Below are 14,293 nucleotides of genomic sequence, written 5' to 3'. Positions count from 1 at the left end.
TTAAATTTTGTTACATACTTTCATGGAATGTACGAGAAATTACATCTAATTGTTGTTCACGTGTTAATTTAATGAAGTTAACAGCGTAACCAGATACACGGATTGTTAACTGTGGATATTCTTCTGGATGTTCCATTGCATCTATTAATGTTTCACGGTTAAATACGTTAATATTTAAGTGGTGACCACATTGCATTGCGTAACCATCTAACATACTAGTTAAGTTACGGTTTTGATCTTCTGGTTCTTTACCTAATGATTTTGGTACGATACTGAATGTATTTGAAATACCATCTTTACAGCAATCGTAAGGGATCTTAGCTACAGAACTTAATGAAGATAATGCACCTTTTTGGTCACGGCCATGCATTGGGTTTGCACCTGGAGCAAATGGTTCGCCAGCTTTACGTCCGTCTGGTGTGTTACCAGTTTTCTTACCGTATACAACGTTTGAAGTAATTGTTAATACACTCATTGTATGTTCTGAATCACGATATGTTTTATGACTACGTAATTTAGTCATGAAGCGTTCTACTAAATCAACTGCGATATCATCTACACGGTCGTCATTGTTACCGTATTTAGGGAAGTCGCCTTCGATTTCAAAGTCTACTACAAGACCTTCTTCGTTACGAATTGGTTTAACTTGTGCATATTTAATTGCAGATAATGAGTCAGCTGCTACTGATAAACCAGCGATACCTGTTGCCATTGTACGTACAATTTCTGTATCATGTAATGCCATTTCAATACGTTCATAGCTGTATTTATCGTGCATGTAGTGAATAACATTTAATGAGTTAATGTAAACACCTGCTAGCCAATCCATCATTTGATCAAATTTCTTGAATACTTCGTCATATTCTAATACTTCGCTGTTAATACCTTCGAAGTTTGGACCAACTTGTGCACCAGATTTTTCATCTTTACCACCATTGATTGCGTAAAGTAATGTTTTAGCTAAGTTCGCACGTGCACCGAAGAATTGCATTTGTTTACCAATTGTCATCGCTGATACACAACATGCGATACCATAGTCATCGCCATAGCTTTCGCGCATAATGTCATCATTTTCATATTGGATAGAACTTGTTTTAATACTCATTTTTGCACAGTATGTTTTGAAGTTGTCAGGTAAACGTACTGACCATAATACTGTTAAGTTTGGTTCTGGAGCTGGACCTAAGTTATCTAATGAGTGTAAGAAACGGAATGAGTTTTTCGTAACAAGTGGACGTCCGTCAATACCTACACCACCGATAGATTCAGTTACCCAAGTTGGGTCTCCAGAGAATAATTCATTGTAATCAGGTGTACGAGCAAATTTAACAATACGTAATTTCATGATGAAGTGGTCAATAATTTCTTGAACTTCGCTTTCAGTAATAACGCCTGCTTTAAGGTCACGTTCAGCATAGATATCTAAGAATGTTGATGTACGACCTAAACTCATTGCTGCACCGTTTTGCTCTTTAATTGCAGCAAGGTATGCTAAGTATAACCATTGAACTGCTTCTTTGAAGTTTTCTGCTGGACGGCTTAAATCGAAACCATATTTTTGTCCAAGTTCTTTTAATTCTTTTAATGCACGATATTGTTCTGATAATTCTTCACGTAAACGAATTACATCTTCTGACATTTCTGTAGACATCGTGTTGAAGTCGTGCATTTTTTCTTCCATTAAGAAATCTACACCATATAAAGCTACACGACGATAGTCACCGATAATACGTCCACGTCCGTATGCATCAGGTAAACCAGTGATTACACCTGCTTTACGGCAGTTCAACATTTCTCTAGAATATGCATCGAATACACCTTGGTTATGTGTTTTACGATAATCTGTAAAGATTTTTTCAGTTTCTTCGTCTAATTCGTAACCGTAAGCTTCACAAGCTGCTTTCGCCATACGAATACCACCGAATGGTTGCATTGAACGTTTGAATGGCTTTTCAGTTTGTACACCTACAATTGTTTCTAAATCTTTGTCTAAATAACCAGCATCATGAGATGTGATTGTTGAAGCTACTTTCGTGTCCATATCCCACATGCCGCCACGTTCACGTTCTTCTTTCGATAACTGCATTACTTGTTCCCAAAGTTTAGAAGTTGCTTCTGTTGGTCCTGCTAAAAATGAATCATTACCTTCATAAAGAGTGTAGTTTAATTGGATAAACTCTCTTACATCTACGTGTCTGTTCCATCTTCCATTTTTAAATCCTTGCCAAGCTGTTGCATGATTTTTATTTGTTTCTAACATACTAAACGCCTCCATCTGTATAATGTTGTGAATTTGAAATGCTATGTTAACGTTTTCATAGTCATTGTAGCATGTTTGTTGTGATTTTTTTCACATAAATTATGTACAATTTTCATCAAATGTATGTCAAAACATAGAAACTGTACTAATTTGTGTAACAGTAATATGCTAATTGCATTCTGTTACACAACAGTTATAATGTTCACTATTTTCATTGCTTTAAAAGTTAATTTAGGAGTATATATTTGTTTATAAAAAATGATTGTTGATAAGCGTTAAATCAACACTTAGAAAGATTTACTTTTATATATGAAGAGACTGGATTAAATACTTTTATTGACGTAAAAATTCACTTTTGAACCGTTCAATATCTTGCCGATTTTTATATAACAGCTACAAATAAAATATAACAGTTTGATTTTACAGCCTCGGTAAATCGTCTTGACAAACAAAAATTTTGTGCTATCACAACATTTGCAACGTCTTAACAAGTCATCTATAAACATTTCTAAATATTTAACATTACTTATGCGTCATTTATTGCTAAAATTATTGTATTAAAATATACATAGAATTGATGGGATATCATGAAATCAAAAATTTATATCTTGCTATTATTTCTCATTTTTTTATCATCATGCGCTAATACGCGTCACTCTGAATCAGATAAAAATGTATTAACAGTTTATTCTCCGTATCAATCAAACTTGATTCGTCCAATTTTAAATGAATTTGAAAAACAAGAGCATGTCAAAATTGAAATCAAACATGGATCTACTCAAGTACTGCTTTCAAACTTGCATAACGAAGATTTTTCGGAGCGTGGTGACGTCTTTATGGGTGGTGTGTTATCAGAAACAATTGATCATCCAGAAGATTTTGTTCCCTATCAAGATACATCTGTAACACAGCAATTAGAGGATTATCGCTCGAACAATAAATATGTTACTAGTTTTCTATTAATGCCAACAGTTATAGTAGTGAATTCAGATTTACAAGGAGATATTAAGATTCGAGGTTATCAAGATTTATTACAACCTATACTTAAAGGTAAAATTGCGTACTCAAATCCAAATACAACAACGACAGGCTATCAACATATGCGCGCTATTTATAGCATGCATCATCGAGTAAGTGATGTGCATCAATTCCAAAACCATGCGATGCAACTGTCAAAGACGTCTAAAGTCATTGAAGATGTTGCAAAAGGTAAATATTACGCAGGTCTAAGCTACGAACAAGATGCACGCACATGGAAAAACAAAGGTTATCCTGTATCAATCGTTTATCCAATTGAAGGAACAATGTTAAATGTTGATGGTATTGCTTTAGTTAAAAATGCACACCCTCATCCTAAGCGTAAAAAGTTAGTGCAATATTTAACAAGCCGCTCAGTACAACAACGATTAGTTGCAGAGTTCGATGCCAAGTCAATTCGAAAGGATGTTAGTGAACAAAGCGATCAGTCTATCGAAAATCTTAAGAACATACCTTTAATACCGAAATCTAAATTACCGGACATTCCACATCATAAATTTTTGGAGATGATTCAATGACGGCATACAAACCTTATAGACATCAATTGAGACGATCGTTATTTGCGTCTACTATTTTTCCAGTATTTTTAGTCATTATTATTGGACTAGTAAGCTTCTATGCCATCTATATTTGGATTGAGCATCGTACGATTCATCAACATGTTGATGAAAGTCAGTCATCTTTACATCACACTGAAAAGCAGATTCAGACATTTATTACACAGCATAATAATTCGTTTCAAGAGCTCGATTTAACAAATCATCATGATGTTACCGCTACAAAACGTGAATTATTAAAATTAATACACCAACAGCCCGCAACACTTTATTATGAATTATCTGGACCAAATCAGTTTATAACCAATAATTATGAACATTTAAACACTAAAAATATGTATTTATTTTCAACGCATCAGCTTAAATTCAATAATAGTACATATATGCTTAAAATTTATATGGCTAACACCCCACGTTTAAGTGAAATTAAGAAAGATAGCCGACAATTCGCACTTATCGTTGATCAATATGACAATATTTTATACGCCAACGATGACCGTTTTACTATAGGTGAAAAGTATAGACCGCAACAATTCGGATTTATGAATGAATCTGTAAAATTAAACCATGCTGACCATCGTCTCATTATTTATAAAGATATACATGAAAACATTGAAGATGGTATCACGTTGTTAATTGTTATGGCCGTAGTTCTTGTTTTACTAGTAATATTTGGTTTCATTAGCGCAGATAATATGGCTAAACGACAAACAAAAGATATCGAAACGATTATTCAAAAAATTTACTATGCCAAAAATCGTCATCTAGGTACATATACGCCTTTAAAAAACAACAGTGAACTAGAAGAAATTAATAATTATATTTACGATTTATTTGAATCAAATGAGCAACTGATCCATTCTATCGAGCATACAGAACGTCGCTTGCGTGATATTCAGTTAAAGGAAATAGAACGCCAATTCCAGCCTCATTTCCTATTCAATACGATGCAAACAATACAATATTTAATTACGTTATCTCCGAAATTAGCACAAACTGTGGTCCAACAATTATCGCAAATGTTACGTTACTCATTACGTACAAACTCACATACAGTGGAATTAAACGAAGAGTTGAACTACATTGAACAGTATGTTGCAATACAAAACATCCGTTTTGATGACATGATTAAGCTCCATATTGAAAGTTCTGAAGAAGCGCGTCACCAGACAATTGGTAAAATGATGCTTCAGCCACTCATAGAAAATGCTATTAAACATGGTAGAGATACTGAGTCATTGGACATTACTATACGCCTGACATTGGCACGTCAGAATTTACATGTTTTAGTTTGCGACAATGGTATCGGGATGTCGTCATCTCGCCTGCAATATGTACGCCAATCTCTTAATAATGATGTATTTGATACTAAGCATTTGGGATTAAATCATTTACACAATAAAGCAATGATTCAATATGGTTCACATGCACGACTTCATATTTTTTCAAAGCGTAATCAAGGTACGTTAATTTGTTATAAAATACCACTTTCAAGGGGGAATGTAGATGTTTAAGGTAGTTATTTGTGATGATGAACGAATTATTCGAGAAGGTTTAAAGCAAATCATTCCTTGGGGAGACTATCATTTCAATACAATATACACTGCTAAAGATGGTGTTGAAGCATTATCACTAATTCAACAACATCAGCCAGAATTAGTAATTACTGATATTCGTATGCCACGTAAAAATGGCGTCGATTTACTCAATGATATTGCGCTTCTAGATTGTAATGTCATCATATTATCGAGTTACGATGACTTTGAATATATGAAAGCCGGCATTCAACATCATGTTCTTGATTATTTATTAAAACCAGTAGACCATGCACAATTAGAAGTTATTTTAGGAAGACTTGTCCGTACCTTATTAGAGCAACAATCACAGAACGGCCGTAGCTTAGCATCTTGTCATGATGCCTTCCAACCACTATTAAAAGTAGAATACGATGATTATTATGTAAATCAGATTGTTGATCAAATTAAGCAATCTTATCAAACGAAAGTGACTGTTTCAGATTTAATTCAACATATCGATGTTAGTGAATCGTATGCGATGCGAACATTTAAAGATCATGTTGGTATTACAATTGTCGATTATTTAAATCGCTATCGTATTTTACAATCTCTGCAATTGTTAGATCGACATTACAAACACTATGAAATTGCAGACAAAGTAGGCTTTTCAGAGTATAAAATGTTTAGCTATCATTTTAAAAAATATTTACAAATGTCGCCAAGTGATTATTGTAAGCAAGCTAAATAGATTAGCACATAACTAATGATTATGGCGCCTACATTTTGTTCTATGAAAAAGCGGACTGATAGAGAAGTTTTCACTTTTCTTTCAGTCCGCTTTTTAGAGAGTTTAAATATAAAACAATACTCCCTACAATATTGACACCGCTATATGTCTTTATTGTAAGGAGTAAATTCATTGAGTCACCCTAAGTCGGGCAAATAAGGATACTTCATAACAGGGAATTATGATCTGCCCCGAGACATAGAGATGATATATTTGCAAGGGTAGAAGCAGTATCTTTCATCTCTTCACGCACATGCCGTCGGGGCAGGATTGCCAACTATATTGCAATAGATTGGCGATACTTTTAATCCGATTTATATTAAATTTTTAAACTTCTAATTTTCTTTTCTTCATAGAAAGCAACGATTCCTAATAGAATCATGCCTAGGAATAATGCAACATAGAAGACGATGAAAACATCTGTCCATCCACTTAATGTATATCCAAAGATGTTTAAACCGTTACGTGTTGGATCAGCAATAGCCGCCAAACCAACTTTCGCCATTGAGTCACCGAATAGATACGCGAATGAACCTGTCATTCCGTTTGCTACACTGATGGCATTTTTAGGAACAAAACCAGTCAATGATACACCAATTAATAATTGCGGACCAAAGATTAACGCACCTAATGCAAACAATGAAATGTTAACCATCATGACACTTGTAGCATTTGTGTAGAATAAGACAACAAATGTAATCATAAACATACAGCCAATAGCTACAATTGCACGACGACCTTTTAATAAGTCTGATACGTAGCCCCATAATAAACTTGCAACTAATGCACCAATTTCAAAGTAGAATATCGTATTAACTGCATCGCCTTTACTAAAGTGTAAATGCTCTGACACATATAACGGTGCCCAGTTATCAATACCGATTCGTACAATGTATACAAAGACGTTTGAAACACATAGAATCCATATAACAGGATTTCCCAGGATATATTTTTTAAAGATCTCCCATTTCGTCATACCTTGAGAATCAATATTTTCTTTATCGACCGGCTCTTCCCAAATTTCTTCAGCACGATTCCATCCTAATTCTTCTGGATCATCTTTTCCGATAAATAATGTTGCGATACCAATAAGTAATGCAATCACCGATGGGAAAATGAACATCCCTATAACATTTCCATGGAAGAATACATTAGCACCCCAAAGTGCAACACCACCTGCAATGGCACCACCGATATTATGTGATGTATTCCAAAATCCTAAGTATCGGCCACGTTTCGTTCTTGGCGCCCATCTTGAAATCGTTGAATAACTTGCAGGTCCACCAACTGATTGGAACACCCCGTTAAGTCCCCAAAGTACAATTAATAATCCCATTACAGAACCAAAGTAACTTAAAACAAATCCCATAATTAAAACTGTAATCGCAGATAAGATAAGTAAGAACGAGATAATACGTTTTGTGTTACGTCCATCGACAAAATATCCAAGTAATGTTTTCCCTAAACCGTACGTGATACTAAATGCTAATCCGATATAACCAAGTTCTAATGTAGATAATCCAATTTCCTCTTTTAAAAACGGTTGGGCCGCCTTAAAGTTGTTTCGAATTAAATACATAGCCATATAAACAAAGAACACTACAAAGAAAGCTTGCATGAAGTTTCTAAGCCATAATTTACGTTGTACCGATAATGGAATGCCTTTGTTCGGAATCTTATGGATATCAAAAAAGTTCATCTCTGTCACCTCAATCATTTTCGTTAAGCCAAATATATCACGTCGGTGTAAGCGCTTAATATCCTTAAAATTATTAAATTATCCAAAATACTGAACATAAACACATACTTAGAAACATATTTATGTACTAAAATTAATAAATAGTTAATAGTATTTGACAAGTTTTATCTATAAAATACTTTATGTTGTCAAAATCAACGCTTATACATATGACATAATGACGGAGGACATCATGATTCTATCTATATTACTTATCTTTTTCTGTATCAGACTTGTCAGCTTAAAGATATCTATTAATCACTCAAAACAATTAAAAGCAGACGGTGCAGTTGAATATGGCGTTAAAAATTCGAAGTTTTTAGCAATAACACACGTTTTAATTTATGTATTGGCTGGTGTAGAGGCATTTATTAATAAAGATACATTTAGCTTTGCAAATGGTATTGGCTTAGTTATATTAATCTTTGCTTATATCATGTTATTTATGGTTATTAAAACTTTAGGTGGTATTTGGACATTAAAATTATTCATTTTACCTAACCATCCTATTATTAAATCTGGATTATATAAAATTACAAAACACCCAAATTACTTCTTAAACATCATTCCTGAATTAATCGGTGTATTATTATTAACACACGCAACATATACAACTATTTTATTAGTACCGTATGCGTATTTCTTATATGTACGTATTAAACAAGAAGAGAAATTAATGAATATTTAAAAAGATGAAAGCCTGTCATCACATTAGTCGACATCGACGTCCATCTTTAAAGTGCGTTCTGAAATATTATATTCAGAAGCCTTTAAAGTATGTCGTGTCTATGACCATTGTGACAACAGGCTTTTTTTATTATCATATACCTCACTATCGAAAAGGTTATATACTCTTTTCAATGGTGAGGATTGTTACTGTGAATGGGTATGACCATCGCTAAACACTTATATAAAGTACACCTTCTTTACAAACAATGACATGATTTAAGGTGTGAAATTTTTGGCAATGGCTTGGCGACATATGCATTCATTCAACACTGCCACCAGTCTTACTTCAGACAAACTTCAGACTAACCTCGAGTTCGTATTATGCCCACCACATGTCTGCTGGCTTGTCGTAAATATTAACAGATTTCAAAGTTTGACAAGCTTTTTGGAAACCTTCTTCTACTGACATAATAGGATCTTCATGTTCAATACTTAATACATAATCATATCCATTAATAATAAGTTGACTTATGATATCTGCCCATACATATGGACTATGTCCATAACCAACTGTACGGAATGTCCATGCTCTTGTCGCAACGTTACCATATGGTTGCATATCAGTTAGACCATACATATTTACATTTTCTTGATTAATATACGTATCTTTAGCATGGAAGTGATGAATTGCATTTGCTTGGCCTAATATGCGAATCGCAGCAATTGGATCAATACCTTGCCACCATAAATGACTAGGATCTAAGTTAGCACCGATATATTCATTTGTAGCCTCACGTAACTTTAACATCGTATATGGTGTATGAACTAAAAATCCTGCATGTAACTCTATGGCAATTTTTACATCTTGCTCTTTTGCAAACTCAGCTAAATCTTGCCAATATGGTATCAACTTTTCATTCCACTGATAATCATAAATTTCAGAGTAGGCTGTTGGCCAAGGTGTAACAGGCCAATTAGGCTTTTTAGCGGTATCATCTGACCCTGCAATGCCAGAAAATGTATTAACAACTGGCACGTCTAATAGATTTGCTAAACGGATTGTTTTACGTAACGTTTCATCGGCTTCTTTCGCTTCTATCGGATCTGGAGAAATTGGATTGTTATGACAACTGAAACCACTTATTTGTAAGCCTCTGTCTGTGATTGACTTCATAAATGCTTGTCGCTTGTCTTCATTTTCTAACAACTCATCTAACTTACAAAATTTATCTCCTGGGTTACCACCTGTTCCAACTTCAATCATATCCAATCCAGATTCTGCGACATAATCTAACATATCTTCAAAATTTTTATCGTAAAATAATACTGAAAATACACCTATTTTCATTGAAAAGCACTCCTTCTTTTTATATTGAGAATTTTGTATTATATATAATAATCATTAAAGTTGTATGCTCTTGTTATCAAGATCGCTACGATAAATCGCTTCTATAAGGGCATTTACATTGCGTGCTTCTTCCGGTTTCACCACAATCTCTTCTATACCTAAACACGCATTGACAAAGTTACGCGCCTGTCTCTCACCAGCAATGTCTTCGTTATGCTCAACATTAGCTTTGCTTTCAAAAATAGTTCCAAAGCGGGGCTCATATATTTCAAATGGAAATAAATTGATACCGCCATCTTCTCCTGATAAACTAACGTGTACCTTATCTTCCTTTATATTTGCAGACCACGAACATTCAAACTGCATGCTTGCTCGATTGGCAAATGTCATATAACTAGTAACATGATCATCGACATCAAATTTAGTGTGATCAAATGTTCCCCAATCATTAATTTGATTCGGTTGTTTGCTCAATTGATTATATGTTTTTCCTAGCACTTCATGCGGCACCATATCTTTACCTAATAGCCACAAAGATAAGTCTAACAAGTGGCAACCATAATCGATTAAACTACCGCCACCTTGCAACGCTTTATTGGTAAAAACGCCCCACCCAGGTACTTTACGCCTACGCATCGCTTGTACACGTGCTACTAATGGTTTACCAACCACACCTGCTTCAATTGCTTTTTTAGCAGTCATAGCGACATCTGTGTGACGATAATGATAAGCGACAGTTAATAATTTGTGATTTTTATTAGCCGCTTCAATCATGCGATCACACTCTTCCGTCGTCATTGCCATTGGCTTTTCGCATAAGACATGGACACCATGGTTCAATGCTTCTATAGAAAGATCAGCATGGAATTTATTGGGTGTACAAATGACCACCGCATCAACAAGTTTAAACAGCTCGCTAGGTGTCTCAACTGCCTGAGGTATATTAAAGCGCTTCGCAACATCAATCATCTGCACTGTATTAATATCTTGTACTGCAACTAATGAGACTGTGTCTTTGAGTTTCAGCAATGCTGGAATATGACGGTCTTGTGCAATGCCACCAACACCTATCACACCAACTTTTAATTTTGTCATGATGTGCCTCCTTACCGTATGATGTTATTCAAAGTAAATTGCTTTGCCTGATTTTGCAGACTGATAAATCGCTTCAAGAATTTTTGTAACTACCATTGCTTGTTCCGGTTTCACAACTGGTTCAGTATCATTTACAACTGCATCAATCCAAGCTTTTGCTTCTTCTTCAGCTTCATCCACTTCATTACCTTCATAAAAGTCGACGCCTTTGTTTTCCAATTCAACGTGTTTGGTATAAAGTGTGCCCATATCTTCACCATGAATACGTAGACCATCTTTCATATCAGCACCTGCTTTCGTTCCTGATAATGAACATTTTGCCTCATCCACTTCTAAAGAATTAATCGCCCAAGCGGATTCTAAAATGATCGTCGCTCCGTTCTTCATTTTAATAAAGCCAAACGCAGAGTCTTCAACTGTAAATTCATCTGGATTCCATGAACCCCAAGCGTTTGCCGCATCATGCTGCTTATTTAATTTATGGAATGTTGAACCCATCACTGATTCTGGTTCATAATTATCCATCATCCATAACGTTAAATCTAATGCGTGCGTACCAATATCGATTAAAGGTCCTCCACCTTGGGCTTCTTCGTTTAGAAAGACACCCCATGTCGGTACTGCACGACGACGAATGGCATGTGCCTTTCCGAAGTAAATGTCTCCTAAGTCGCCACGTTGCGCTGCTTGATGTAAAAATTGACTATCTGGTCTGAAGCGATTTTGATAACCTATTGTTAATTTTTTACCTGTTGATTTAGCTGTATCTATCATTTTTTGAGCTTCTGCTGTCGTTTTAGCCATTGGTTTTTCACACATCACATGCTTACCGGCATGCAACCCTGCTACAGTAATTTCACAATGCGAGTCATTTGGCGTACAAACATGGATAACATCAATCGTGTCATCTTTTAACAATGCTTTGTAATCATCATAAACCTTTGCATTGTCAGTTCCGTATGCTTCTGCCGCACTCGCTGCTTTCGAAATGTCTACGTCACAAAATGCGATCATTTCAACATTTTCAACTTTTTGTAAACTTGGCATGTGCTTGCCATTCGCAATACCACCACACCCAATGATTCCAACTTTAATCGTCATCATAACGTCCTCCTTTTAATCTTTATCGTCATTAGTGGTTCTTTATCAATTCTGCCCCACTCCTAATTTCAAACTAACCTTTTGTCGCACCTGTTGTTAAACCTGATACTAAATAGCGTTGCAAGAACAAGAATACGATTGCTATAGGTACTGCAATCATAATTGCCCCTGCTGCAAACACTGTGAAATTATTTGCATACTTATCATTAATAAAGTTGAACAATCCAACTGCTAATGTGAATTTTTCAGGACTTCTTAATAGTATTTTAGGTAATATAAAGTCCATAAATGGTCCCATAAAATTGAACAAAGCAACAACTGCTAAAATCGGCTTAGCTAATGGAAGCATAATTTGTAAGAAAATACGCATATGCCCTGCACCATCAATTTTGGCAGATTCATCAAGTTCTTTTGGAATCGTATCGAAGTAACCTTTCACTAAAAAGGCATTCATCGGTATTGATCCACCAATATATACCAGTGTTAGTCCAAATAAAGAATCTAATAAACCAATTGTATTTAGCAAAATATAGATTGCGACCATTGCCATTAATACAGGGAACATTTGTAAAATCAAAAATGTAATCAGCCCGTATTTACGACCAACAAAGCGATATCTAGAAAAAGCATATGCTGTTAACGTGACAAATATCACACTAAACAGTGCATTTGCAGATGCTACGATAAGCGTATTTTTATACCAAGTCAGGTATTGACTACTGTCATCGAATAGTAAGAATGCATAATTTTTAAATGTTGCATTGTCTGGTATCATTTTGGCACCATACAAGTTCGTACCTGGATTAAGGGAAATGCCAAATGTCCACAGTAGTGGATATAAAATGATGACAAACATCATCGCTATAAAACTGTAAATACCGATTGCTTTTAATATGTTTTTCTTCTTTGTCATCTTATAAACCTCCCTCATCTTTAAACGTACTTGTACGTCTGAATTGAATAAATGCGACAATAGCAACAATAAATCCAATAATTAATGACACAACTGCACCCATGTTGAAGTTGTTAAACTCAAATGTCAGATTATACACCCAAGATATCAAGATATCTGTACTACCAGCATTCTGCCCTGACACTGGTGGACCGCCTTTATTAAATAGATAAATAAGATTAAAATTATTGAAATTACCTGCATATTGCATAATTAACAATGGCGCTGTGGCGTAAATGACATGCGGGAATGTGATGTTTCTAAACTTTTGCCAACTAGACGCACCATCCATATCTGCTGCTTCGTACCAATCTGATGAAATACTTTGCAGTACTCCAGTGAACAGTGCAAAGACAAATGGGAATCCAAGCCATACTTGAATGCCGATTAATGCCACTTTTGCCCAAAACGGATCACTTAACCATGCTGGTGCTACACCTAATAAAGGTTGCAAAATATCATTATTTATCGCACCAAATTCATCATTAAATAACGCTACAAATATTAAAATTGTCACAAATGATGGTACAGCCCAAGGTAGGATTAACACAGTACGGATAAATTTCTTACCTTTGACGACAGGGTGATTTACAATAATTGCCAAAAACAGCCCTAATGCAATTTGAAGTGTCGTTGCAACAAGCGTCCATACTAATGTCCAAGTAATAACACTGAAAAATGTTTTGCGCCAAACGCCAATTGTGAATAACGTTTTAAAGTTATCTAAACCAACCCATTCTAATGTGTGTCTCGGAGGCGCGTTGTATAAATTGTAGTTTGTAAATGCTACTCCAAACATAAATATTAATGGAAATACAACTACAAATATCAATAAGAATGTACCTGATGAGATTAGTAAGTATGGGAACGTCTTGTCCCATGTTGCCACCATACGCGCCTTCGGATCCTTTATTTCCTCATTGCGATTAAATCGTTCAGCATTACGATATGCATCTAAAATATTAATGACATATAGCATGATTGCGAAAGCAACGAGTAAGATAGAAATAATACCTTGTGCAAGTAAGACACGAGAATCGTCTAACTTAGGTACTGTCCCTAATGTGAACAATCCCCAAAAACCAATATTTAAAAAGCTATAAAATACAGAAATAAAACTGATGAAAAAGATAAAAAATATCGTACCTTTAATGGGTCTTTTATTATAAAACTGTCCCAAACCAGGTATAACAGATAATAATGCCGCTAATTTAGGGTTACGTTTCGTCAT

The 14,293-nt window shown here is 35.0% G+C and carries 11 protein-coding genes; 4 read left to right on the top strand and 7 right to left on the bottom strand.

Annotated elements, in window-relative coordinates; translation table 11 throughout:
- Positions 1-10 precede the first annotated feature (10 nt).
- Entirely contained in the window at positions 11-2,260 is a 2,250-nt protein-coding gene (pflB, locus tag NSS86_RS13455; RefSeq protein WP_000894660.1) for a formate C-acetyltransferase, read from the bottom strand.
- A gap of 587 nt (positions 2,261-2,847) precedes the next feature.
- Between pflB and NSS86_RS13450 the strand changes: the two genes are divergently transcribed.
- From NSS86_RS13450 to NSS86_RS13440, 3 genes are read left to right on the top strand one after another with little or no spacing between them, the layout of a single operon-like run.
- Positions 2,848-3,816 (top strand): ABC transporter substrate-binding protein, encoded by a 969-nt coding sequence (locus NSS86_RS13450; RefSeq protein WP_000837116.1) that lies wholly within the window; start codon positions 2,848-2,850, stop codon positions 3,814-3,816.
- Positions 3,813-5,369, top strand: a complete 1,557-nt coding sequence (locus tag NSS86_RS13445) for a sensor histidine kinase (protein ID WP_000127990.1) — start codon at positions 3,813-3,815, stop codon at positions 5,367-5,369. The genes NSS86_RS13450 and NSS86_RS13445 overlap by 4 nt, the downstream gene beginning before the upstream one ends.
- Positions 5,362-6,120, top strand: coding sequence for a response regulator transcription factor (locus NSS86_RS13440; RefSeq protein WP_000477526.1), 759 nt, complete (start codon positions 5,362-5,364; stop codon positions 6,118-6,120). Before NSS86_RS13445 ends, NSS86_RS13440 begins: the two co-directional genes overlap by 8 nt.
- Before the next feature lie 358 nt (positions 6,121-6,478).
- Here the strand turns inward: NSS86_RS13440 and uhpT are convergent, their stop codons facing one another.
- On the bottom strand, positions 6,479-7,858 hold the full coding sequence (gene uhpT / locus NSS86_RS13435) for a hexose-6-phosphate:phosphate antiporter (protein ID WP_001008722.1): 1,380 nt from the start codon (positions 7,856-7,858) through the stop codon (positions 6,479-6,481).
- 232 nt (positions 7,859-8,090) lie between these two features.
- Between uhpT and NSS86_RS13430 the strand changes: the two genes are divergently transcribed.
- The gene (locus NSS86_RS13430) at positions 8,091-8,585 is read left to right on the top strand and encodes an isoprenylcysteine carboxyl methyltransferase family protein (RefSeq protein ID WP_000603755.1); all 495 of its coding nucleotides are present in this window, start codon (positions 8,091-8,093) and stop codon (positions 8,583-8,585) included.
- A gap of 360 nt (positions 8,586-8,945) precedes the next feature.
- Here the strand turns inward: NSS86_RS13430 and NSS86_RS13425 are convergent, their stop codons facing one another.
- From NSS86_RS13425 to NSS86_RS13405, 5 genes are all read right to left on the bottom strand, one after another.
- Entirely contained in the window at positions 8,946-9,914 is a 969-nt protein-coding gene (locus tag NSS86_RS13425) for a sugar phosphate isomerase/epimerase (protein WP_000690405.1), read from the bottom strand.
- A gap of 54 nt (positions 9,915-9,968) precedes the next feature.
- Positions 9,969-11,009 carry a Gfo/Idh/MocA family oxidoreductase gene (locus NSS86_RS13420; RefSeq protein ID WP_000163820.1) on the bottom strand — a complete coding sequence of 347 codons (1,041 nt, stop codon included), beginning with the start codon at positions 11,007-11,009 and terminating at the stop codon, positions 9,969-9,971.
- Between the two features lie 24 nt (positions 11,010-11,033).
- Positions 11,034-12,110, bottom strand: coding sequence for a Gfo/Idh/MocA family oxidoreductase (locus NSS86_RS13415; RefSeq protein ID WP_000153479.1), 1,077 nt, complete (start codon positions 12,108-12,110; stop codon positions 11,034-11,036).
- Positions 12,111-12,183: 73 nt separating this feature from the next.
- On the bottom strand, positions 12,184-13,023 hold the full coding sequence (locus NSS86_RS13410; protein WP_000162661.1) for a sugar ABC transporter permease: 840 nt from the start codon (positions 13,021-13,023) through the stop codon (positions 12,184-12,186).
- 1 nt (position 13,024) lies between these two features.
- Positions 13,025-14,293, bottom strand: a complete 1,269-nt coding sequence (locus NSS86_RS13405; RefSeq protein WP_339302284.1) for an ABC transporter permease subunit — start codon at positions 14,291-14,293, stop codon at positions 13,025-13,027.

It is taken from the genome of Staphylococcus sp. FSL W8-0056 (genome assembly GCF_037963075.1).
GTDB classification, from domain to species: domain Bacteria; phylum Bacillota; class Bacilli; order Staphylococcales; family Staphylococcaceae; genus Staphylococcus; species Staphylococcus aureus.
The sequence above is the reverse complement of the archived record's forward strand: the minus strand, read 5'-3'. Positions and strand labels throughout refer to the sequence as shown.